Raw genomic sequence first — 23,981 nt, 5'->3', positions numbered from 1 at the left:
TGATATTCATTATCATTAAAGGATGAAAAATGTCAGTTTTAATTATCGGTGGAGACAAAATAGATACTATAAAAGGTATTTTAGACCAGTTGGGAAGTTTTTCTATTACCCATTGGGATACTAGAAAAAAATCAAGTGCTTGCAGAAAAGATATTCCTCAAAATACAGATTATGTATTAATGTTAACAGATTTCGTTAATCATAATGCTATGTATAAATATAGAAAAGAAGCAAAGAAAAAGAATATTCCTGTAATTTGTACAAAAAGAAGTGCAAGTTCTGTTTATTGTGAACTTTGTAAATTTCTTAATATTAATAAATGTGAGGACTAGATGAGTGAAATGATTATAAATGAACTTAATAGTTTTAAAAACTATAAGTATGAGTCAACAACAAGTAGGGTAGTAAATTTAAAAAACATCTCTGATGCAGATTTAGATGAGTTTCTAGCAATTACACATCTTTTGGATAGAAACTATATTAAATATAAATTTACAACAAATATTGATATTAGAATACTGGGTAAAAAATAAAGGAAATTAATGTCTAATTTAATTTTAAAAAAAGAGATAAGAAGTGTTATTAGAAACTCTGGACAAGAAGTAAATTCAAAAATGTTATGTTCAATTGTAAAACTAATGAATATGAGATATAGAGATTTAGATAAAAGAAGAGTAGTTCTATTAACAAATGAACTTCTATATGAGTCAAAAGCCTAATGAAAAAATTTGGTTTTAATAGTAAGAATGAGTTTCTTCCTTCTTTTGATAAGTTTCAAAGTAATATGAATAAAAGATTAATGTTTTTAAAGCTATTTAATCAACAAGTTCCTTGCTCTTTAAAATTTACAAAAAAGGAATTAAACTCATGTAAAGAGAATCAACTCTTTGATATTTTTATCAAAAAAGTATTTTATAATCTGCAAGTAAATAGTAAATACTCATCAAAAATTAATATTGATATAAAAAAGACACTTTTAATAAATAAGTTTTTTAAAAAACTAAGCCTAAGAACAGAATTAATGCCAACTAAATATTCTATTCTTACTAATGATATTTCATCATTAAAAAAATCTACTGACCTAATAAATATACTGCTAGAAAATGATTTTTCTTTCTTTTTAGATGGAGAAGAATCTTTTAAAAATTTTGTCTCAAATAAGATATTAAATTCTTCAAAAAATAGAGAAGTTAATATTTTCGAGGATTCAATTGATATTGTTTCAAAAGAGCTAATGTTTCAAACTAAAATTTTTACTTTTTGGGAGTTCATTAATAGTAAGAAACTAGACATTGATAAACATATTAAAAAAGCGATTGATTGTATTAATAAAAGTGAATTTAAACAAGTATATTTAGTATATCCCAAAAATGAAAAATTTTATAAACACGTAAGTGTTAGATGTAATGATGTTTTAAGTAGTGAATATGAGATTAAATTGATTCCATATTCAATGCGTTCAACACTAAGATAAATTTAAAAAGGAAAAAAATGAAAGCAATATTTTATGCAACAAGTACAGGTAATACAGAAGAGGTAGCAAATAAGATTCATGAAAAATTAGAAGGATTTGAGTTAATAGATATTTCAAGTGAGGGAGTATCTAGAATGAGTGAATGTGATTCAATTATTATTGGGGTATCAACTTGGGGAGAGGGGGAGCTTCAAGATGACTGGGAAGATTGTTTTGATGAACTTCAAGAAATAGATTTTTCTGGTAAAAAAGTTGCTCTTTTTGGATTAGGAGATCAGGAAAGTTATGGTCATGAGTTTGTTGATGCTTTAGGAATTATGTACGAAACACTAAATGAAAAGAATGCTTCAATTTATGGAAAAACTTCAATTAGTGGTTATGAGTATGAATATTCAAAAGCTGAGGTAGATGGGGAGTTTGTAGGTTTAGTAATTGATGAAGATAATCAAGCTGAACTAACAGATGAGAGAGTTACAAACTGGTGTAATGAGATAAAAGTTATATTATAGTATTGATAATTGTTCTTAAAATCAAGAAAAATTAAAGTTTATTTTGTTACTATTCAAGTTCAATTCAAGCTGGTTGAATTACACACAAGGAGAGTTATATGAAAAAAGTAAGTTTAATTGCAGCTTCATTATTAGTAACAACTAATTTAGTTGCAAATAGTTTTGATGAAGCATTTAAAGCTGGAACTGTAAGTGGTGATATTACACTATATGGTGAGAGACAAAATAATAGTGGTGGAAATAAAGACTCTGGTTTTACTATGGGTTCTATTGGTCTTTCTTATGAAACTGGAGAATTAAATGGTTTTAAAGCAGCAGTAGGTTTTAGAGGAAATCATGATTTTTCAGAAGTAGAAAAAGATGATTATTCTGATGGAAGTGAAAAAGAGGCTATTGTTCATACTGCAAATATCTCTTATGCAAATGAGTATTTAGGATTAACTCTTGGTAGACAAGAGGTTGATTTAGAGTGGTTAGGTGATTTTCATGAGGCTGCAGTACTTGGAATTAAAGCAATTCCAGATACAACAGTTATTCTTGGATATACAAAGAGAAAAGCTGTTGCAGATGCAGATGCACCTTTAGAAGATTTTGCAGATTTTGGAACTACTGATGAAAATAAAGAGATTGATTATGCAGCTGTAATAGATGCAAAATATGAAGGAATAAAAGGTTTAACTGTTAATCCATACTATTATGATGCTGATAATTTAGCAAATTGGTATGGTTTAAAACTTGATTATGATACTGACTTATTTGGAATAACTTTACATGGTGCAAAAAGTAGTGAAGATGTAAATAATGTAGATGATGGAGATATTGCTCATCTTGAAGGTAGATTAAATATTGCAGGATTTGGATTTAATCTTGGATATGTAACTACTGATAAAAGTGGTGGAGCAGGTTCTATGTCAACTCTTGGAGACAATATCAATCCTTTTGATACTTTAAGAGGTGGAGATGGAGAAAGAGTTTATGATGCAGATACTGATACAACTTATTTAAATGTAAACTATAAAATTGCAGATGTAGAACTTGGTGCAATGTATGGTGAAATGAAATATGGAAGTGATAAAGATAAAGAGTTTGATTTTACTGTAGATTATAGTATTACAGATAACTTATCTGTTGGAGCTCTTTATGTAAATTTAGATGCTGAAAATAGTGATGATGATTATGATAAAGTAACTTTAACTATAGAGTACTCATTTTAATATAAAAAAGAGCCTTTTGGCTCTTTTTACACTTTTAGATAATTTCATCTTTATCTAATTCTACAAACTCATTTTCATTTATTGCATCTTCATGAAAATACTCTATTTTATTTTCTGCCATTTCTAAGTGTTTTAATTTAGCAATATGAAATATTGCATCTCCTTCTTGAATTAAAGGAATTTCAGATTTCCCAATAATAATACCATCAAAAGTTGCTCTTATTTCATAGCTTATATCATCTAAAGGTTCATCTACATAAGCAATAATTTCATCCTCTTTTACTGTTTCTCCTAAACCCTTAATAGTTCTAATGATTCCACTCTCTGTTGACCTTATCCATTGACTATTCTTTGCAATAATTGGAAGTTTATATTTTTTTCTTTTTGTTGATTTAGGAAGCATATCTAAATCTCTTAGAACATTTACTATCCCTTTTACTCCAATTCTAATAGACTTTTCATCAAACCTTAGTGCTTCTCCTGCTTCATAAAGTAAGATGGGAATACCTTTATTTTGTGCTTCTTCTCTTAAAGAACCATCTCTTAATTCAGAGTGTAAAACAACAGGTGCTTCGAAGGATTTTGCTAAGTCATAGGTAAAAGGATTATTTATATCTGTTCGTATTTGTGGTAAGTTTGATTTATGAATAGAGGCAGTATGTAAATCGATACCAAAATCACATTTTGTAACGATTTCATCAAAAAAGATTTTTGCAATTCTACTTGCTAAAGAACCTTTTTTGGAACCAGGAAAAGAGCGATTTAAGTCTCTTCTATCTGGCATATATCGTGAAAGAGTAGTAACTCCATAAGTATTTACAATAGGAATTAAGATTAGTGTCCCTTTTAACTTTTTTAAAATAGTAAGTTTTCTTAATCTTCTAATTATCTCTATACCATTTAATTCATCCCCATGAATTGCAGCGCTTACAAAGATAGTAGGACCAACTCTTTTCCCTCTTATAATTCTTACAGGAAGCCTCATAGGAGAGTGATATAGCTTTGGAAGTTTTAAATCAAGGGTTATATTCGTCCCTTTCTCTATCTCCGTATCAGCTATTATTAACTTCTCCATTTTAAGCTCCTATATTATCTCTTTTAATTTTCCTTTTTTTATTTGGTCCTGCTTCTGGTACATTTTTTTCAATATAATCCATGATTTTTCCTGCAATATCAATACCTGTTGATTTTTCTATACCTTCTAATCCAGGGCTTGAGTTAACTTCCATAACAAGAGGACCACGACTAGATGGAATCATATCAACTCCACAAACTCCTAATCCCATAGCTTTTGCAGCAGCTAAAGCAGTAGCTTTTTCTTTTCTATTTAACTTATAAGAAGTAGCACTTCCTCCTTGGTGTAAGTTTGATCTAAAATCTCCTTCTGCACCTTGTCTTTTCATAGCCCCAACAACTTCTCCTCCTACAACCAAGGCTCTAATATCAGCACCTCCTGCTTCTTCAATAAACTCTTGTACAAGTAAGTTTACATCCATTCCATAAAAGGCATCTAATACTGACTTCGCAGCTTTTTCACTATCTACTAAAACAACACCAACACCTTGAGTTCCCTCTAAAATTTTAAGAACTAACGGAGCTCCACCACTTAGAGCAATAACATCTTTTGCTGTAGATTTATTTGAAGCAAAAACTGTTCTTGGCATATCAACACTATTTTTTGATAAAACTTGTAAACTTCTTAGTTTATCTCTACTTCTAGCAATTGCCAAGTTTCCAGAAGTACTAAATACATCCATCATCTCAAAGTGTCTAACCATAGCAGTACCATAGAATGTTCTACTTGCTCCGATTCTAGGAATAATCGCATCAGGAGTAGGAAGTTTTTTCCCTAAATAGTTGATTAATAGTTCACCTTTGATAATCTCAATTGTACACTTTAGATAATCAACAACTCTTACTTCCCAACCTTTACTTCTACCTGCTTCAACTAATCTTTTTGTTGAATATAATTTTGGGTTTCTTGATAATATATATACTCTCATATAGTCCTCTTTTATTGTTGTTTTGATAGATATTCTTTTGATACATCAACAAGAAATCTTTTACTTAAAAATTTTCTTCCAATTAACATAGGTAATTTCATATCTGCTCTATTTGTAAGTGTAATTATACTTTTATATCTTTTGCCCATAAACTCTACACTAACTTTAATAGAAGGTCTAATTTGTAGTTGTCCATTTGAACTTTTTACTTTTTTTAATTTGTATAAAGGCATACTCATTCTTTTTCCATGGTAAGATGGATGTACATCATCAACTAATGTAAAATGTACTATCTCATTTTCAATGATTATATCATCACAATGCAAAGCATTTGAGTCTGCACCAGTATCAATTTTGGCATCTAATTCTTCTAATTCTAAATCGATTATAGAAATAAGTTCTTTTTTTCCTACTATTTTCATATTGAAGTTTACTTTTTTTGGTTTAGATATAAAATTTAATTTATAATATTATGCTAGCATAAACTTATTAAAAATAGGGGTAAAGTAGTTTAAAAAGGGAAAAGAAGAGGGGATTATTCCTCTTCTAATAAGTGTTCATATCTTTTATCTGTTAGTAATTTCATAAAAGCAACTAAAGCTTCTACTTTTCTATCATTTTGTTTTTTAGCTTTTAACTCTTCTAAAGAGATAGTCTCTTTTACTTCTGGTTCATCCCAAGGTTTATTTGTTTCTGGATTAATTGTTCTTTCTTTATTATTATATTTATCATAAAACTCCACAACAGTTTTTAAATCCTTAAATACTCCATTGTGCATATATGGACCTGTAACTGCTACATTTCTTAAAGTTGGAACTTTATATTTTCCTAAATGTTTTTCATCGATAACTTTTGGATTTGCTAATAAACCTTTATCAATCTCTTTTACCCCATTTACTGCTCTTAGTTCATGGTTAATTGGTGTTCCTATATTATGGTATTCAAAATTTGTAAATGTTTCACCTTCTGAATCCTCTTTTTTGCTAAGGTGGCAATTTGCACAAGAGTTATTTGCATTTGAGAAAAATAGTGATCTTCCTAAATCCTCTAAAGGTGTTAAATCATACTCTCCTCTTAAATATCTATCATATTTTGAATCAAAAGGAGCAAACTCTTTTGTTTGTTCAAATTTTTCTATTGAATCTGTCATTGCACTATAGGCTTTCTCATTTGAAGAGAAAATATCTTCTCCATAAATAGTTTTAAAAGTCTCAATATAATATGAGTTCTCTTTTAATCTTTCAACAACAGCTTCTTTTGAAGGCATTCCCATTTCAATAGGATTTGTGGGAGGTCCTCCAGCTTGACCGGCTAAAGTATCTTCTCTTCCATCCCAAAATTGTCCACCAATATATTTATCATTTTTTTTATCATAGTGAAATTTTGGACTAAACATAGCATAAGCTGCACTTGGAGCTTGTCTATCACCTAAAGATTTCCCATCATCTCCTAGTGAAGCCATACTCTTAATTCCATTGTCTCTGTCATCTGCAAAACCAGCATCTGGATTATGACATGTGGCACAAGCTTGAGTTCTATTTTTTGAAAGGTTTTTATCAAAAAATAGAACCTTCCCTAATTGTTCTTTTTGCTTTGTCTGCTTTAAAATCTCTTCTTTTGATAATGTAGAGTTTGTACACGCAGTAAAAACTAAAGCAGTAGTTACCAAAGTAACTAAATTTAAATATTTCATTAACTTCTCCTTCTTAAAATATTTATAAATGGTAGTAGTAATAAGTTTTTAAGTGAGTTATACTCTTTCATTTGCTCTTTTCTTAGCCCAAATTTTAAAACCTGAACTTCATTTGAGAGTTTTAGTGTTCCAAAAACTCTATCCCAAATGGCTAAATATCCACCATAATTTTTATCAAAAAACTTTTTACTATGGTGAATTTGATGTTGTTTTGGAGAGATAAACCATTTCTCTAAAAAACTAAAGTAGTTAAGAGGAATATGAGAATGTCTTAAATTTGAACCTAATAATGAGAAAATAAAGACAAAGATATTTGCTCCAACTACTTCATAAACTCCAATTTTTGAGCCAAAAAAGTATAAAAAGATACCTGTTGTAAAACCAATACTTAATGAGTATCTAAATCCAAAAAGAATATTTTCAATGGGATGAACTCTATAAAAAGTTAAAGGGTTTAAAACTTTTGCACTATGATGTATCTTGTGAAACTCCCAAAGAAAAGGAATTGTATGAAGGAATCTATGTAACCAATATCTAGTAAAATCACTTACAACAAAAAGTGTAACTGTATAAAAAATAATAACAACTTCATAAGAGATTGAGTTTATATGATTAAAACCAAACTCTAAATATAGAACCTTTCTTATATATAAAGCAACACTATTTGCACTAATTACTATTGGAAAAATCATTAATGTCTTAATAAAATATGAAAGAATAAAGTAGTAATAATCTAGCTTTGCACTAGGGTGTAGCCAAAGAGTTTTAGAGAAATTTACTCTTTTATATTTTTTATTAAAGTATAAATAGATTATTCCAATAGCAATTGATGAGATAATATAAACCCAGAAAGTTCTTTTATCTGGGTTTATTAAGTACTCAAAGAGTAAAGGAGAATTCAAGTTTAATCCCCATCTGCATCAATGATTTTTGCATTGATTGATAACTCTTCAATCAAATCTAAAAATAGAACTACATGAATAGTGTTTGCTTCATCATAAAGCTTTTTTGCCTCTTTAAAATTATCATTTTTGATTTGTTTATTTAAAGAGATAGCTTTTGAAATAGACTCTCTTAAAACATTAACTTGTTTGTTATGAGTTAAGTCTTCTAAGTAGTTTCCATAATCGTAATAGGCTTTGTTATCAAAAACATTTTTATAAGTATTTAAAATTGCACCAATTGCTAAAGAGGAGTTTTTACTAAGAGCATATTCAGCTCTTTTATTATCAAAACTATCTTTATATTTTTTACTTAATCCTACAACATCTCCAATTCTCCACTCTTTTAGTTTGTAAGTATTTTGAATAAGTTTATTGATTAAAACTCCATTTGCTTTTTTTAAATCAGATAAAAAGTTTTTATGTTGTTTTTTATATTCAGTATTAATATCTTCTAAGTGAGAAGTGATTTTTTTAGTGATTGTTAATGCAAAGTCTTTAACTCTTTCATCTTTTAAATCTTTAGCATATAAAAGATATTCTAAGGCATTTATTGATTTAAGTGAGTTTTTAAACAGAGCAATTTTTGGCTCATCTTTGCTTAATAAAGCTCTATCCAGTTGTGCTTTTATATCTTCATTTCCATGATGATATATATCAATTAATCTAGGTGTATCAATATACTCTTCATTTAAATCTCCTAAGATATATAAAGATTGAATACTTTTCCAAGATACAATTAACTCTTGAAAACTTTTTTTACTTAGTTCAATGTTTTGTTGAAAAATAGCTTCTTGTAATTTTGTTGCATCTTCAACTGCTTTTTGTGAATCTTTTAAAATCACATTTTCATAAATTGTATTTAATACTCTCTCATTTTTTTTATCAATGGCTGCATTTGATAGAGTAATTAAACATACAAGTGTAAAAATTATCTTAAATAATTTCATCCTATAACCTCTCTAAAAATTTTAATAATTGTTCTCTTTTCTCTTTTGGTAAATTCATAAAAGCCTCTTTTGAAGCTTTTGCTTCACCACCATGCCAAAGTATTGCCTCTTGGAAATCTCTAGCTCTTCCATCATGTAATAATCTTGGTTTTTCTGTATTTATTTTGTCATGGAGAGATAATCCCCATAAAGGTGCAGTTCTCCACTCTTGTCCATTTGCTATAAATTCACTTCTTCCATCAGCTAAACCTTCTCCCATATCATGTAGAAGTAAGTCTGTAAAAGGTGAAATCTCAATACCACTTTTTGTAGTAAAAGAATCCATATGACATTTTGCACAAGAAATCTCTTTAAATAGGGCTAATCCCTCTTTATAATCTTTATCTTTTTTAGTACTAAAAGTCTCTCTTTTTTTAATATAAAACTCAATTGCTTGAAGTCTAAAATCAGGAAGATCTATCTTATCTCTTGCTTTTGGTGCTTCTTTACAAGCTTTTTGTTTTTCGGTACATCTATCTTCATTAAAGATAGTTGTTGTTAAACCCATATCATTTATAGCAGCATCAGCTGTTTGATGAATAATTGAGGTATTATTAGCTTTCCAAGAGTATTTTCCTAACTCTTTTTTCTTTGTAAGGGGAGAATAAGCAAAATTTGCTCGTCCAGAAATACCATCTTTGTTTTTATCAAATTCATCAACATTTGCTAAAATGTCTTCTTCTGAAATATCTTCTAAAAGCCCTAAACCATTTAATGAAGGTGCAATTCTAAAAGTAATAATTGTATCTTTATGAAGTTCTCCATACTGTAAATCATTTAATACATAAGTAGGTTTTAAAATAGTATCAACTTCTCCATCTGGAAATTTAACTTTTATCTCTTCAAATTTTATTTCAGGTTTAGCTTCATATTTTACATCATGAATACCATTTATTGCTATTTGTCCTCCATAAGTAGGCTCTGGAAGTAAAGCATTTTTTTCTAAAAACTCTAACTGTTCTTTTAAACCTTTTGAAGGAAGTGAAAGTTTAGCAATAACTGCTCTTGATAGTTTTCCCTCTTCATTAAAAAGATTACCTCTACCATTATTTGGATGACAACTATTACAGGTGTTTGCATTAAAAAGTGGTCCTAATCCATCCCTTGCTGTCGTTGCACTTGGAGCTTCAACCCAAGGAATTTTAAAAAAACTTCTTCCTAATATAAACTTGTCATACTCTTCATCACTAAGATTTTTTACAGGCTTTAATAAAGTAGTTTTGTCTCTTTTTTCTGTTATTTCAGAGCCATTAGCTAAAACTGCAAAAAGCCCAGTAGCAAAAAATGCTACGAGGCTTTTATTTATAAGGGTTTTATAGCTTGATTTGAACTTAGATTTTTGTTTCTTCTGGATCTGTAACATCATCTGTACTTAAAGAGATTCCATTTGCTTTTGCAACAGTTACCATTTCATCACCAAGTTTTCTCATCTCATTTTTAAGTTTTACAATAACTTTTGCCATTGGATTATCTGGTTGAATTTGATAATCAAAGTGCTCTTTTGTTTTTGCAGTTTTATCAACTAAAGCAATTTTTTCTTCGATTGAAGCCATTAATTTTTCAATTCTTGCTTTATCTTCTGTTGATACTTTATCTAATAGTGAAAGTCCATAAGACTTACCATTATATGTTGAAGTTAAAATATTTTTAAAACCTTGATAATTTGTTACTATATCTCTATGTGTATTATCAGAGAAGCAAGAGTGTTCATCCTCTTCTGATGGAGTTAAAACAGCAACTGCGATTCTTTCATTTGCAAGTTCTGATTTAATAAATACACCCATTCCTGCAATAACTTGTTTTAAAGCTTCTTCTCTTGATAGGTTTTTAGAACTATTTTCACCGCTTAGTTTTCCTTGGAAAGCAGCTTGATATAAACCATCTTTAGACCAAGCACTTGCAACTACTTCTAAATCTGCAACAATTTTTTCAGATGCAGCTTTTAAATATGCTAATCTTCTTTGAGAATTAACATCAGATGTAAAATCAGAAAGTGGTCTTTGTCCCGCAGTTTTAGCACCATTTGTTATTGCATCTTTTACAAAGTTTGAGTAATCTTGGTCTTGTCCCCATAAGATAAATTCAACGGCATGGTATCCAGTAGAAACATTAGCTTCTCCACCATTTTCATTTAAATCAGTTAACGCATCAATAGTGATAGTAGTTACATCTACAGCTTTTGAATCTTCTCCACCTGGATTAAATTCTCCAGTTGTATCAATAATATTCCCAGCAGTTCTTTTCCCATTTGCATCAATTGTATAGTCAATCATATTTTCATCTAAAGGCCAAGCATTTAATTGTCCTTCTAAAGCACCATATTTTTCAGATACCCAACCTTCTTCTGCATCAATTGGACCATTTGATAATCTGAAAATTTCAGTTTGTCCATAAGATTCTCTTGATTTTAACCAAGCATTTTTTGCTTCTTGTAAAGTCTCTTCTGTAGGGTTTTTAGCAAAGTCATTAATAGCACTCTGTAAAGCTTTTGCATCATTTAAAGCATCTGTATAATTTTCATTTGCAATTTTTGCATAAGCACTTAGGATATCTACTTTTTTCATTTGCATATGAGAATGAGTTTTAGCATCTGTATTTGAAGCGGCACAACCAGCAAAAGCTAATGCAGCTGCAAAACTAATACTTGCTGTTAATAGTTTTGTTTTATTCATAATTTTCCTTTTGATTGTTAAAATGATAGTCGTTATCAAATAATTTGAAATGATTTTAAAAAAAATACACTTAATCAATACTTAATATTGATAGCTCTTATCAATGAATTATAGATTTTTTAAATGATTTCTAATAGTATTTATTAATTCATTATTGATTGTTTTCATATCTATTTCATTTTTAAAACATTCATATTCTTCTAAAATGAACATATAGTTATTTAATGTATTGATTAGTTTCTTATCTTCTATTAGTAGGACGAGTTTTGAGATAATTGTTCTAATAATAACTTTTTTTTCTGTTAAGTTTTCACAAGTGATTGTTACAACTTCATCGCTTAAATTTGAGAAGGCACTAAGCTTTTTCTCTCTTAGCCATTTTTTACTGTCTTGTTTTTGAGAAATTTTTGAACTGATTACTGAATCAATTAGTTTTGTAGCAATAGTTCCAAATAGGGCATTGCTAGCAATTGTATTTATTGCAGGAAGTGCAATCATTTAAAATCCTTTTCATTGATAATAGCTATCAAAATTATAAGGGAAGAATTCTTAAAAACTGTTTAAAATGATAATAACTATCATTAATATAATATTAAGTATAGTTAATATAGTATTTTGATACTGATTATTAAGGTTAAAAGATGAAAAGTGATAATATAAACTCAAATTTGCATAAAAAAAATATAAAAATCCATAGTAATCTATGGAAAGTTTACACAGTAACTTTACTGCTTAGTCTAATAATTATTTATATAAAAGGGTAAGAATGAATAAAAAGCATGGAATAACTTTTGAAACATTTTTAAAAAACTTTAAACTGCATGTTTCTAAGTTAGGGTTTAAAAACTCAATTCAAAAAGATTATATTTTAAAGATTCTTTTCTATTGTGATGAACACTTAACTGCAGAACAGATTGCACATAAAGTAAAAGTTGAGTACAACATTGATGTTGGTATTGCTACAGTATATAGAACTGTAAAGTTTTTTGAAGATTTAAATTTAATTGATAGTTTAGATGTTGGAGACAGTGTAAAAAGATATGAGCTTAAAATTGCTGAACATCATGACCATTTAGTTTGCACTTCTTGTCATAAAATAATTGAATTTACAGATGAAGTAATTGAAGAAAAACAAGAAGATATTGCAAAAGAAAATAATTTTATCTTAAAAGATCATGCAATGATTATTTATGGTTTATGTGAAGATTGTCAATAAATTAAAATGAATATTAATAAAAAAGTTTCTCTTCTTTTTGTTTTGATTTTTATACTTTCTTTTTTATTCATTTCAATAATTGTAAAAAATAGAATAGTAAATATTGAAAATATAGAAGAGAAAATTATTATAAATAATATAAAAAAAGTTCAAAATATTCTTAATAACTATTATGAAAAGATTAAGAATATTAGTTATGAATACTCTACTCATAGCCATATTATTGATATTGTAAAAAATAGAGATAAGGAGAAACTAAATAGCTTTTTTAATAATAAACCAGATTTTATGAAGAAACTCAATTTAACTTATTTTATTCTTTTGGATAAAGATAAAAATCCTTTATTTTCTAAATATTATGATCTAACTTCAGATGAGGAACTATATGCTTCTAAAGAGCTTTTTACATATCTAAAAAAGAGTGATTTAAGTAAACTAGATTCTAAAAACAAATATCTAACTTTAAATTTTGAAAAGATACTATTTAGTGTTGAAAAGATTATAGTTAATAATGAGATAGAAGGTTATATTTTTACTGCAAGAGCTATTAACTCTACTTTTTTAACAAAAGTGAGTGAAGTAATAGAGGATTATGCAAGTTTAGTTACAAATTATGGTTTAAAAGATATTCAAAAATTAAAATATGAAAATGAAGAGATAAGTTATAGTATTAAAAAAAATAGTGAAGAGAATCTATTTTATTATTTAGAGTTTTATGATTTATTTGAAAAAGAGAATTTTTATATTAGATTCCAAAATAAACGAGAAGTTTACAATAATATGATTATTGAATTAAAGTATATTTTATCTCTTTTTTTAGCTATGTTTTTAATAACAATGATTATCTTCTTTATTTTTATGAATAAACTTTTTGTAAATAGAATAAATTATATTACCAGTGTAGTAAAAAAAGTCTCTTTAAATGAGACTTTAAAATATAAGTTGAAAGTTAGTTATGATGATGAAATTTCATATTTAGTAAGAAAAATAAATGAGATGTTTCGTGTTATAAATGCTCAGCAAGATTTAACATTAAAAAAAGAGAGAGATTTTTTACAGTCTGTTTTAGATACTCAACAAAATATTATTATGATTACAGATGGAAAAGAGATTCAAAGTGTAAATAGAAAATTCCATGAAATTTTTAATAGTACAGAAAACTTTTTAGAAAATATTGCCCTAATTGATAATAAAACAAAAGCAAATTTTATTGCTGTTGCAAAACGATATAACAATAAAGATATTCCTGCAAAATTTAAATTTACTGATGAAGAAAGATACTTTACTTTTCATGTTTCTAAATTAGATATTAGAAAATATTTAATTTGTATGAATGATGTTTCTACTTTAAATCATAAAATTAATCATCTAACTTTTAGAGCAACAACAGATGAGCTTACAAGTGTTTATAATAAAGCTACAATAACAAATTATGCAAAAAGATGGTTAGAGAATAAAGACTTCTCTATGATAATTTTTGATATTGATTACTTTAAAAAAATCAATGATACTTATGGACATTATGTGGGAGATGTAATTTTAAAAGAGTTATCAAAACTTATCTCTTCTGAAATCTCTAAAAATGATATTTTAGGAAGATTTGGTGGAGAAGAGTTCTTACTTTTGATAGATGATACTTCAAGTTTAAATATAATTAAAATAGCAAATAGAATAAGAAAAGTGGTTGAAGCCAAACTTTTCCTTGTAGATGAACATAAAATTTATATAACTATTTCTATGGGATGTACGGTTTGTATTTATGATGAAGAGTTTGAAATAATTTATAAAAGAGCCGATGAAGCTTTATATGAAGCTAAAAAAAATGGAAGGAATAGGGTTGTTTTTTATTAAAAAAAATAACATTTATTGATAGTGATTATAAGTTTATAATAAGTTAGCATTAAGTTTAAGATAGAATAATTATAAAAAGGAAATTGATGATAAGTACAGAAGATATTATTAAAATAGCAAGTTATTTTACAGTAATAGCTCATACTCCTGGAAGACTAAGAGTAAGAGTTAATCCAAAGATTAAAAGTGAAAGTGGAAATATCACTTTAGAAGATATTGAAAATCTTCCAAATAAAATAAATGGAATAAATAGTATTACTATAAAAAAAATAATAGCTTCAGTAACTATTACTTATGATCCAACAGTTTTTTCTCCAGCTCTTTGGGAAGATTTAATTGCCAATAGAAATTTAGATGAAATAACAGAGTTAATAAATAATCTAGCAAAGGAGGTTGTGTAGTTGCCAGTAAATTTAGATGAGGCTTTATTAATTAGCCAACGGATTGATGTGAATGATCCTCAACCAATAGTTTCTCAAGCTCTTAGAATTGCAATTTATGATGAATGTAAAGCCTATGAAGCTTATGTAAGAATTATTGAAAAGTTTGGGTTAGTTCAACCTTTTGTTCATATAAAAGAGTCTGAAGCTAGACACTATTCAGCTTTAATCTCTTTATTACAAAAGTATAATGTGGAAGTACCAGTTAATGATTGGCACTTAAAAATTGAAGCACCAAATAGTTTTATAGAAGCATGCGAACTAGGTGTAGCAAGTGAGATACAAAATATAGCTATGTATGATAATCTTTTACAACATGTTCAAGAAGCTGATATTAGAGATGTTTTTTATCAACTACAAGCACACTCATATAATAATCATCTTCCTGCTTTTAGAAATTGTATTTTAAACCATTATAGTGTAGCAAATGATGTTCAAGGTTTTAATCAAGAACAAGTTATGAATAAAATTGGCGAATATCAGATGATTTTAGAAGATATGTTAAATGGAAATATGGATGAAACAAAACTTACAAAGTTATTTTCAAAGTTAAATATCTCAATGGTTTCAGGTGCAGCATTAGGTGCAGCAGCGGTTGCGTTTTTAAATGACTATATGAATAAACAAAATAAGGAGTAAGTCATGGCTTTACCATTTGTATTAGGATTAGCAGTAGGAGCAGGTGCAGTTATTGCTTTTAGTAAATCAGATAAGATAAAAGAGAAAGCAGTATCTTTATTTTCTAAATCAAAAGATGTAGCAAATTCATCTTTAGAAAAAGGAAAAGAGAAAGTTGAAGATGTAAAAGATACAATCAATGCAACAGCAGCTTGCATTAAAGAAAAAAAAGAGCAACAGAAATTAGCAAAAGAGTCAGAAAAAAAGGAAGAAAAATAGATGAATCAACCTCTTATAAATAATCCAGCAAATCCAATTTTAAGAAGTGTTATTACAGGAGCCGTAGCTTCTGCCGTAGCTTCTGGAACTATAAATATGAGAAAAGTAAAAAATGAAGAAATCTCTACACAAGAGGCTTTAAGAGATACTTTAAAAAGAACTTCTCAAGGTGCAATTGCAACAGGAGCAGCAGTAGCTACAGCTAACTATTTAACACAAAAAGGTGGTTTATTTAAAGCTTTAACAACTATTTCAGTTGGAATGGCTGGTATTTATGCCCTTGAAGTTTTAGATGACAAGTTAAATAATCAATGCAATGAGTTAGTTTGTGAAGAGACTAACTTAGTAGAGCAGGAGTAATTTTATGAATCAAAACAATAATCAAAATATGAATATGAATCAAATGGGAATGAATCCAAATCAACAAAATATGTATGATTTAAATATAGATAATACAAGAGTTGGAGCAACTCCTTCAATGAATATAAATCAAAATCCATATATCAATCCTCAACCTAATCAACAGTTTGGGGCTCCTGCTACTCAAAATCAAGGTTTATTTAATAACTCTGATTTTGTAAAGGGTGCTTTAATTGGTGCAGCAGTAACTTTTCTTTTAACAAATAAAGGGGCTCAAGAGACTATTATGAAAGCAGCTTCAAAAGGAAGTGAACTTTTTCAAGCAGGAATGGAAGAGTTAAAAGAGAGATATGAAGATGCAAAAGCTCAAATGGAAGCAAATCAAAATCAATAGTTATGAATAATCAATTTAAAATAGTACACCAAACTAAAAATAGAATTAGATATAAATATTCACTTTTAGATAATCAATATTTAGATGAGAATATTTTAAAAAAGGATTTAGAAAAACTAAAGGGTGTAGAAGCTGTAAGAGTTAATAAAACAGCTAAAAGTGTTATTATAAATTTTGAAGATGAAGCTACTATAAAAGAAGTAGAGAAGAGATTAGTAACTTTAACTTTAGAGGATTTATTAGAGTCTTGTAAAAATGAGGCTGTATGCGTCTCTTGTATTAGTGAGGAAGACCCAAGTTTAAAAGGAATTATAAGAGCTAGTTCTGCATTACTTGCAGAAAGGCTTACTAAAAATGATTTTCTTAAAGCTTCAATCTCTTCTTTTGCTGCAGCTCCTTTATTACTTGAAGGAAGCAAAGAACTTTTTGAAGAAGGGCTTACTTCTAAAGTATTAGAAAGTGCAGCAGTTGGTATCTCTTTATATAGAAAAGATTATTTAGCTGCTAACTCTACAAATGCAATGTTAGAGTTAGGAGAGTATATAGAAGAAACAACTGTACATAAAAGTGATGATTTATTAAAAGAGCTTGCTAAGCCAAATGTTGAAGAGGCTTGGATTGAAAAGATTGTTAAGGGTAAAGTTACAGAGGTTTTAGTTAAAAGTAGTGAGATTAAAACAGGTGATGTTGTAATTGTAGGTGTAGGAAATACTGTACCTGTAGATGGACATATCTTAGATGGAAGTGCAAGTGTAAATGAAGTTTCAATGACAGGAGAAGCTGAACCTATTATGAAACAAAGAGGAGATAGAGTTATCTCTGGTACTATTGTAGAAGATGGAAGATTAAGAATTTGGGCTGAATACGTGGGTGCTGATACTGCAACACAAAGAATTAAACACTACATAGAAAACTCTTTAAATGAAAAATCTTCAGTACAATTAAAAGCTACAAAACTAGCTGATAAGTTAGTGCCTGTAACCTTAGGACTTGCTGGAACTTCATATCTTTTAACGAAAGATTTTGAAAGAATGGCTTCTATCTTACAAGCTGATTACTCTTGTGCTTTAAAGCTTGCAACCCCAGTTGCTTTTAAAACAACAATTTCAAAAGCAGGGCATAATGGTATTATGATTAAAGGTGCAAAATCTATTGAATCTTTAAGTAGTGCTGATACTTTTGTTTTTGATAAAACAGGAACTCTGACAGAAGGGGAACTTGAAGTTATCTCTGTAGAGTCATATGATGAGCAGTGGAGTGAAGAAGATTTATTAAATCTTACAGCTTCAACAGAAGAGCACTATTTCCATCCTGTTGCTGAAGCAGTTGTAAAAGCAGCAAAAGAGAAGGGCTTTGTTCATATGCACCATGAAGAGGTTGAGTTTATTGTAGCTCATGGGGTAAAAACAGAGGTTGAAGGAAAACAAGTTGTAATTGGAAGTAGACACTTCTTAGAAGATGATGAAAAGATTGATTTTGGAAATGCAAAAACAAGAATTCAAAAGTCTTTAGACAATGGGAAAACACTTCTTTATATAGGTTTTGATGGAAAACTTTTAGGCACAATCTCTTTAGCTGACAACTTAAGAAAAAATGCAAAAGCTTCAATTAAGAGATTAAGAGAGCTAGGTGTTAAAAATATTGTTATGTTAACAGGAGACACCAAGAAAAAAGCTTCAATGATTGCTGAAGAATTAGATATTGATGAGGTAAGAGCAGAGCTTTTACCAACTGATAAAGCAAAAATTGTAAAAGAGCTTATGGATGAAGGTAAAAAAGTAGCCTTTGTAGGTGATGGAATCAATGATGCTCCCGCACTTATTTCTGCTCATGTGGGTATCTCTATGAGTAGGGGAGCTGATATTGCAAAAGCAACAGCAGATGTAAGTTTATTAAAAGATGATATTGCGGCAGTTGTAGAGGCTAAAGAGCTGGCAAATGATACAATGAAATTAATCAACAATAATTTTAATGCAACAGTAGGAATAAACTCTGCTATTTTAGCAGGAGCTACCTTTGGACTATTTTCTCCAATACAAACAGCAGTACTACATAATGGTACAACTATTGGCTTATTATTAAACTCTATAAAAGGGGTAAAAGTAAAAAGTAAGAGTATTTAAACTCTTGCTTTTTATTTGAAAACCTCTTCTTCTAATTTATTTAATTTTTTATCAAATAAGCTTACAAAATAGTTTTCTTCATCTGTATATCTAATCAAATAATATTTTGGATTTGAGATAAGTTGTAGTCTCATCTTTTTATAATCAAACTCTTTTAAGTCAATTTTTTTAAACTCAAAACTATGGTAATCAAGCAAATAAAAATCACTATTTTTACTAATTGCATAACCAGCAAACTGCTTTTGTCTATTTTCACTTATTCTAATATAAGCTAAATCAATCTCTTTGGGATATGAAATCTCATTTAAATAAGTTATATCATCGGCTCTATTTAATCTAAAGAGTCTATTTTTTGAATCAAGAAAGAAGTATCCTAAATCAAAAGGTTTTAAATTTGTAGCTTTCCCCCACACTTTTTTGATAGGAAAAGATACCTTATGTTTTTTTGTTAAAGAGGTAAGTTCTTCACTTAGTTTTTTGTCAAGTTTTTCATCAAAATTATAAGCTGTAATTTTCTTATCTTCAAAAATTAAAACTTCTTCTGGAAATTTAATCATTCCTATTTTACTATTTGGATTTAAAAAAGGGTAGAGTTTAAGTTCTTGTTCTTTTAAAAATTCTGGTTTAAAAGAGAAGCTTAACCTTGAGTCTCGAATTAGCTCTTTATCAAAAGTTTCAGTATCAATCATAATAGGAAGCTTTTTTTGAATATCTAAATTTCTCCAATATACAAAAGGTAAATATGATTCATAAGTCTCTCTATCAAAAGTTTTTTTATCTTTTATTCCATACTCAAAATTATGCTCTCCAAAGTTTTTTTGATAAACAAACTCTTTTATAATAGGAGAGTAGAAAATATAATATTTATTAAACTCTTTTTTAAACTCTTCTTTATAGGAAATACTTGCAAAATAGCCTACTATAAAGATAGAACTTATAGTTAAAAACTTAAAAGAAATAGTATTTACTCTTTGCTCTTTAATACTATAAAAACTATCAAGAACTAGCGTTATCAGAAATAATGAGACAATAATCCATAATAAATCATTTGTATTAAAAATATTTTTATGAAAAATAAAAATAAATAAAATTGAAAGCGAGAGTTTTATAATACTTATAGTAGAGTTTTTTTCTATAATAGCACTACTTACTCCAAAATATAAAATCAAAGAGCCTAAAAAATAGAAGAAAAAATCTTTTAATGCAATAGTTATAATTTCACTTGGGTAATAAAAACTAAGAATATAAGAAGTAGAAGAACTTATAAACAAAGATAGAATAGATATATAAATAGCTCCTACAAAAAGATGTAAAAAAATAGATTTTGAGATACTTATTGGAAAATGAATTATCATTTTAACTCTATTTTTTACTCTTTCTGGAATAAACTGAAATAAAGAGATAGCAATACTTATTAAATAAAATAGATACGCTAAATAATCATAAGGTTTTTGTTCTAAACTAGAAAACCTATACCACATCATTGATTCTGGTTCTACAGTTTTAAATAGAAACTCTAAATTAATATAAAAGTGAATTAAGACAGAAATAGTAATAAGAAATAGAAATAAAACTAAATACTTGATTTTAAGCCACTCTTTTTTTATAATTGCTTTTATCATTAGTATTTCCCCACAAAACCTAAAAATTTATCTTCAAAAGTTGTTTCAAGTTCTTTTAAATTTTTAATATCATAAAAGCTATAAAGCTTTTTATTGTTTTTATACTCCTCAACCCTATGAATCAATCTCTTTTCTATCTTTTCATTATTAAATTCATAACATCTAAACTCTTTTATAAAGTTATTAATTTTGTTTTGATAGATTTCTCCACCTTTTTGAACTATTATAAAATCATCAATTAAATCAACTAAATCTTCCATTACATGAGATGTTATTAAAACTGTAATCTCTTTTTCTTTTATATACTCTTTTAAATAATCAATAAAAAGCCTTCTATATCCTGCATCTAAGCCCATTGAATAATCATCTAAAATTAGTAGTTTTGCATTTTGTGCAAAAAGACTTCCTAAAACTACTTGAGATTTTTGCCCAAAAGATAAGGTACTTAGTTTTTGTTCATAAGCAAAACCCATTAAATCAATTAGTTCATAAAATATCTTTTCATCCCAGTTTGTATAAAAAGATGAAAAAAATTTTTCATACTCTTTTATACTCATAAAGTCATAGGATATAAATCCTTCATGAAGTAAAGCTATCTCTTTTTTTGCTTTTACAGAAAGATTATGAGAGGGTTCATTAAATATTTTGCATAAACCATTTTTGGGTTTGATATAACCCATTAAGATATTGATTAAAGTAGATTTTCCTACACCATTTTTCCCTAATATTCCAAAGATTGAACCTTTTTTTATTTTTAGGTTAAGGTCTTTGTAAATGATTTTCTTTGAATAACTATGAGATAAATTCTCTATTTCTATTATATATTTGTTTTCCATAAAAAGCCTAAAGTATTTATAATTATGATAATTGATATTGATTATAGTCTAAAAAGCTTTATTTTCTATAAAAATATAAGTTATTAATAGTAATGTTGATTATTTATTAATTAGAAAGAAGTTATAATAAAATTATATTATAACTTATGGAATTATATGAAATCAAAATATAAAGTAGTATTGTTAATCACATTTTTATTAATTATTCTATCTCTTAGTATCTCTTTTTTAAACTATTATATCTCTTCTTCTTCAATGCAAAAGCAGCTTAGAAATCAAGCTTTACCATTGTCTTTAGATAATATTTATACTGATATTCAAAAGCATATTATTAGACCACATTTTCTTGCTTCAACTATGGCAAATAATAGTTTTTTAAAAGAGTGGTTAAAAAAAGAAGAAGACTTAGAAGAGATTAAAAATTATTTAAAAGATATAAAAAAAGAGTATGGCTTATTTAATACTTTTTTAGTATCTGAAAAAAGTAGAAAGTATTATTCACAAAATGGTTTTTTAGAGGTTGTGTCTAACGCAAACTCTTTAAATAGATGGTATTTTGACTTTATTTCTAAAGATAAAAAACATGAGATAAATTTAGATTTAAATAAGTTTATGTCAAATAACTTAATTATGTTTTTAAATTATAAAATTTATGATGAAGATAAAAAGCTTTTAGGAGTTACTGGTGTTGCTCTTAATATCTCTTATATAAATGAACTTTTAAAAACTTTTAGAACAAACCATAATTTTATAGTTACTTTTTATAATAAGAGTGGGAAAATTATTCTTTCTGAGAGAAATATAAATTCTGCAAGTAGTATCTTTGATAAAAAAGAGTTATTAAAGTATAAAGATGAAATTTTACAAGAAAAGTCAACAATCATTGAGTATAAAAAGGATGGGAATACTTATCTTTTAAATTCTAAGTTTATTCCAGAGTTAGACCTTTATTTAACAGTTGAAGCAAATCTAAAAGAGTTTAATTCAAAAGCTGTAAATGTATTATATTTCAATATTTTTGCTTCTTTAATAATAACCTTTGTAATAGCCTTTTTAGTATCTTTGATTATTAAAAACTATAGTAAAAAATTAGAGTTTCTATCACACCATGACACACTAACAAAAATCTCAAATAGAAGAGATTTTGAGGCTAAACTAAGATTACAATTTAGTCTAATGAAAAGAAAGAAAAACAATATCTCTTTAATTTTTATAGATATTGATAATTTTAAATATTTAAATGATAGATTGGGACATCATATAGGAGATAAAGTATTAGTAAGAGTTGCAAAAATATTAAAATCAGATATTCGAGAAAGTGATATTTTAGCTAGATGGGGAGGAGAAGAGTTTATTATTGCTTTAATTGATTCAAGTGTTAGTGATTCTAAAAATCTAGCCCAGAAATTAAGAGTTCTTATTGAAGGTGATATTACTTTAAATAAACTTATGAGTGGAACAATAACAGCAAGTTTTGGAATAACAAAATTAGATGAAAAAGACACGATAGAAGAGGCAATATCAAGAGCAGATAAAGCCATGTATCTATCTAAAAATAATGGGAAAAATCAAGTATCGATTTTATAAGAGTTTTTATCTATAAAAGATACAAGTTTATTTTTACCCTCTTTTTTTGCCACAGAAAGTGCATCATAAGTTTTGTGTAGTAAAGAGTCTAGATTATCTTGAGGACTTTCTAGTGCAGCAGCACCTATACTTGTAGTAATAGCTATTTTTTGTTCTTTAAATTCAAATTTTAATTCTCTTGTTTGTTCTAATAATCTTTTTCCTAAAGTTTGAGCAGCAGCAAGTGAAGTCATAGGTAATAGTAATAAAAACTCTTCTCCACTATATCTAGCTAAAATATCAGAATCCCTAATACTATCTTTTAATAAATTTGCAAATTCTTTTAGAATTGAATCTCCAAAGGTATGGCTACAAGTCTCATTTACTTGTGTTAAGCCATCAATATCTAAAACCATTAGTGTAAGGCAGCTATCATATCTATGTGCTAATGAGATTGCTTTATTAGCATGGTCATTTAAATATCTTCTATTTCCAATACCAGTAAGTGAATCTTCAAAAGCAAGTGCTTTTAATTTTTCATTTGCATTAAATAGCTCTTCATCTTTTTGATTGATTAACAAGTCTAGTTCTTTATTTAGTTTTTCTAAATTTTGTTTTGCAAGTTTTAATTCAGTAATTTCTCTTGAAATACCAATGATTTTTTTCTCTCCACTTTTTTCATCATTAATAGGAATAATCATTGTATTATAGTATCTTTCTTCTCCATCAACTTGAACTGATTCTTCTTCCATTATTGGAGTATTTTCTTCAAGACATTTAAGATACTTCTTTTCTAGAAAACAAGCATTTTCTTCTCCTAAAAAATCTTTTAGTTTTTTATTTATAATCTTTTCATTTTGACCTAGGTTTTCCATTTGAGAAGGATTCATTTCCTCAGCAATAAAATCTCCATCTTTATCCAATGTTGCAAGAAACATATTGTCTTTTGAGTTAGTCCAAAAATGTTCAAATAAGTTTAGTTTACCTTTTTCAATATTTGAAATATTATTCATGTGTTCTCTTCTTAAAAAATAATTTAATTAATGATAACTTAATGTCTATGAAAATTTTATTAAAACAGCTTTTTTATGTTTATTGATTATCAAATTATTTATTTAAATAACAAATAATTTTAATTGTTTTTTATGAATAATAACATATAATTTAACAAATTTTGAAAT

Annotated in this window: 27 protein-coding genes; 15 read left to right on the top strand and 12 right to left on the bottom strand. The window is 27.5% G+C overall.

Going from position 1 to position 23,981, the window contains the following annotated elements; genetic code table 11:
- Window positions 1-29: 29 nt before the first annotated feature.
- The 6 genes from ABIV_RS09805 to ABIV_RS09785 all read left to right on the top strand — a co-directional run bounded on the left by ABIV_RS09805 (window position 30) and on the right by ABIV_RS09785 (window position 3,197).
- On the top strand, window positions 30-332 hold the full coding sequence (locus tag ABIV_RS09805) for a DUF2325 domain-containing protein (RefSeq protein ID WP_114839716.1): 303 nt from the start codon (window positions 30-32) through the stop codon (window positions 330-332).
- A complete protein-coding gene (locus ABIV_RS09800; RefSeq protein ID WP_114839715.1) occupies window positions 333-533 on the top strand; it encodes a hypothetical protein in 201 nt (66 codons plus the stop codon). It abuts the gene before it with no gap.
- Window positions 534-542: 9 nt separating this feature from the next.
- Complete coding sequence (locus ABIV_RS13635; RefSeq protein WP_162918003.1) at window positions 543-719, top strand: hypothetical protein; 177 nt, start codon at window positions 543-545, stop codon at window positions 717-719.
- Window positions 719-1,474 carry a hypothetical protein gene (locus tag ABIV_RS09795; RefSeq protein WP_114839714.1) on the top strand — a complete coding sequence of 252 codons (756 nt, stop codon included), beginning with the start codon at window positions 719-721 and terminating at the stop codon, window positions 1,472-1,474. Before ABIV_RS13635 ends, ABIV_RS09795 begins: the two co-directional genes overlap by 1 nt.
- A 17-nt stretch (window positions 1,475-1,491) precedes the next feature.
- Window positions 1,492-1,983, top strand: coding sequence for a flavodoxin (locus ABIV_RS09790; RefSeq protein ID WP_114839713.1), 492 nt, complete (start codon window positions 1,492-1,494; stop codon window positions 1,981-1,983).
- A 98-nt stretch (window positions 1,984-2,081) separates the two neighbouring features.
- A complete protein-coding gene (locus tag ABIV_RS09785; protein ID WP_114839712.1) occupies window positions 2,082-3,197 on the top strand; it encodes an Opr family porin in 1,116 nt (371 codons plus the stop codon).
- Between the two features lie 34 nt (window positions 3,198-3,231).
- Here ABIV_RS09785 and ABIV_RS09780 read toward each other — a convergent pair whose 3' ends face one another.
- From ABIV_RS09780 to ABIV_RS09740, 9 genes are all read right to left on the bottom strand, one after another.
- Complete coding sequence (locus ABIV_RS09780) at window positions 3,232-4,272, bottom strand: succinylglutamate desuccinylase/aspartoacylase family protein (RefSeq protein WP_205526924.1); 1,041 nt, start codon at window positions 4,270-4,272, stop codon at window positions 3,232-3,234.
- Between the two features lies 1 nt (window position 4,273).
- On the bottom strand, window positions 4,274-5,200 hold the full coding sequence (gene rimK, locus ABIV_RS09775; protein WP_114839711.1) for a 30S ribosomal protein S6--L-glutamate ligase: 927 nt from the start codon (window positions 5,198-5,200) through the stop codon (window positions 4,274-4,276).
- Between the two features lie 11 nt (window positions 5,201-5,211).
- On the bottom strand, window positions 5,212-5,622 hold the full coding sequence (locus ABIV_RS09770) for an ATP-dependent zinc protease family protein (RefSeq protein WP_114839710.1): 411 nt from the start codon (window positions 5,620-5,622) through the stop codon (window positions 5,212-5,214).
- 113 nt (window positions 5,623-5,735) lie between these two features.
- Window positions 5,736-6,893 (bottom strand): cytochrome-c peroxidase, encoded by a 1,158-nt coding sequence (locus ABIV_RS09765; RefSeq protein ID WP_114839709.1) that lies wholly within the window; start codon window positions 6,891-6,893, stop codon window positions 5,736-5,738.
- Window positions 6,893-7,795, bottom strand: a complete 903-nt coding sequence (locus ABIV_RS09760; RefSeq protein WP_114839708.1) for a sterol desaturase family protein — start codon at window positions 7,793-7,795, stop codon at window positions 6,893-6,895. The genes ABIV_RS09765 and ABIV_RS09760 overlap by 1 nt, the downstream gene beginning before the upstream one ends.
- 2 nt (window positions 7,796-7,797) lie before the next feature.
- Entirely contained in the window at window positions 7,798-8,784 is a 987-nt protein-coding gene (locus ABIV_RS09755) for an imelysin family protein (protein WP_114839707.1), read from the bottom strand.
- A 1-nt stretch (window position 8,785) separates the two neighbouring features.
- Complete coding sequence (locus tag ABIV_RS09750; protein WP_228254288.1) at window positions 8,786-10,186, bottom strand: di-heme oxidoreductase family protein; 1,401 nt, start codon at window positions 10,184-10,186, stop codon at window positions 8,786-8,788.
- Window positions 10,155-11,495 carry an imelysin family protein gene (locus tag ABIV_RS09745; protein WP_228254287.1) on the bottom strand — a complete coding sequence of 447 codons (1,341 nt, stop codon included), beginning with the start codon at window positions 11,493-11,495 and terminating at the stop codon, window positions 10,155-10,157. Before ABIV_RS09745 ends, ABIV_RS09750 begins: the two co-directional genes overlap by 32 nt.
- A gap of 108 nt (window positions 11,496-11,603) precedes the next feature.
- A complete protein-coding gene (locus tag ABIV_RS09740; RefSeq protein WP_114839705.1) occupies window positions 11,604-11,993 on the bottom strand; it encodes a hypothetical protein in 390 nt (129 codons plus the stop codon).
- 268 nt (window positions 11,994-12,261) lie between these two features.
- Between ABIV_RS09740 and ABIV_RS09735 the strand changes: the two genes are divergently transcribed.
- The 8 genes from ABIV_RS09735 to ABIV_RS09700 all read left to right on the top strand — a co-directional run bounded on the left by ABIV_RS09735 (window position 12,262) and on the right by ABIV_RS09700 (window position 18,776).
- Window positions 12,262-12,711 carry a Fur family transcriptional regulator gene (locus ABIV_RS09735; RefSeq protein ID WP_114839704.1) on the top strand — a complete coding sequence of 150 codons (450 nt, stop codon included), beginning with the start codon at window positions 12,262-12,264 and terminating at the stop codon, window positions 12,709-12,711.
- A 6-nt stretch (window positions 12,712-12,717) separates the two neighbouring features.
- Window positions 12,718-14,562 carry a sensor domain-containing diguanylate cyclase gene (locus ABIV_RS09730; protein ID WP_114839703.1) on the top strand — a complete coding sequence of 615 codons (1,845 nt, stop codon included), beginning with the start codon at window positions 12,718-12,720 and terminating at the stop codon, window positions 14,560-14,562.
- A gap of 86 nt (window positions 14,563-14,648) precedes the next feature.
- Complete coding sequence (locus ABIV_RS09725) at window positions 14,649-14,963, top strand: hypothetical protein (RefSeq protein ID WP_114839702.1); 315 nt, start codon at window positions 14,649-14,651, stop codon at window positions 14,961-14,963.
- Complete coding sequence (locus ABIV_RS09720) at window positions 14,964-15,641, top strand: ferritin-like domain-containing protein (protein ID WP_114839701.1); 678 nt, start codon at window positions 14,964-14,966, stop codon at window positions 15,639-15,641. It begins immediately after the preceding gene.
- Between the two features lie 3 nt (window positions 15,642-15,644).
- On the top strand, window positions 15,645-15,899 hold the full coding sequence (locus tag ABIV_RS09715) for a hypothetical protein (RefSeq protein ID WP_114839700.1): 255 nt from the start codon (window positions 15,645-15,647) through the stop codon (window positions 15,897-15,899).
- Window positions 15,900-16,259 carry a magnetosome protein MamC family protein gene (locus tag ABIV_RS09710; protein WP_114839699.1) on the top strand — a complete coding sequence of 120 codons (360 nt, stop codon included), beginning with the start codon at window positions 15,900-15,902 and terminating at the stop codon, window positions 16,257-16,259.
- A gap of 4 nt (window positions 16,260-16,263) precedes the next feature.
- Entirely contained in the window at window positions 16,264-16,653 is a 390-nt protein-coding gene (locus ABIV_RS09705; protein ID WP_323808135.1) for a YtxH domain-containing protein, read from the top strand.
- 2 nt (window positions 16,654-16,655) lie between these two features.
- Window positions 16,656-18,776 (top strand): heavy metal translocating P-type ATPase, encoded by a 2,121-nt coding sequence (locus tag ABIV_RS09700; protein ID WP_114839698.1) that lies wholly within the window; start codon window positions 16,656-16,658, stop codon window positions 18,774-18,776.
- A gap of 11 nt (window positions 18,777-18,787) precedes the next feature.
- On the opposite strand, the gene ABIV_RS09695 is transcribed toward ABIV_RS09700, so the two are convergent.
- Window positions 18,788-20,398, bottom strand: a complete 1,611-nt coding sequence (locus tag ABIV_RS09695; RefSeq protein WP_114839697.1) for a DUF4857 domain-containing protein — start codon at window positions 20,396-20,398, stop codon at window positions 18,788-18,790.
- A complete protein-coding gene (locus tag ABIV_RS09690) occupies window positions 20,398-21,234 on the bottom strand; it encodes an ABC transporter ATP-binding protein (protein WP_114839696.1) in 837 nt (278 codons plus the stop codon). Before ABIV_RS09690 ends, ABIV_RS09695 begins: the two co-directional genes overlap by 1 nt.
- A 156-nt stretch (window positions 21,235-21,390) precedes the next feature.
- Between ABIV_RS09690 and ABIV_RS09685 the strand changes: the two genes are divergently transcribed.
- On the top strand, window positions 21,391-22,821 hold the full coding sequence (locus ABIV_RS09685) for a sensor domain-containing diguanylate cyclase (RefSeq protein WP_114839695.1): 1,431 nt from the start codon (window positions 21,391-21,393) through the stop codon (window positions 22,819-22,821).
- Here ABIV_RS09685 and ABIV_RS09680 read toward each other — a convergent pair.
- A complete protein-coding gene (locus ABIV_RS09680) occupies window positions 22,803-23,813 on the bottom strand; it encodes a sensor domain-containing diguanylate cyclase (RefSeq protein WP_114839694.1) in 1,011 nt (336 codons plus the stop codon). The genes ABIV_RS09685 and ABIV_RS09680 overlap by 19 nt on opposite strands.
- Between the last annotated feature and the right edge of the window lie 168 nt (window positions 23,814-23,981).

Source organism: Halarcobacter bivalviorum (genome assembly GCF_003346815.1).
Classification (GTDB): domain Bacteria; phylum Campylobacterota; class Campylobacteria; order Campylobacterales; family Arcobacteraceae; genus Halarcobacter; species Halarcobacter bivalviorum.
The sequence above is the reverse complement of the archived record's forward strand: the minus strand, read 5'-3'. Positions and strand labels throughout refer to the sequence as shown.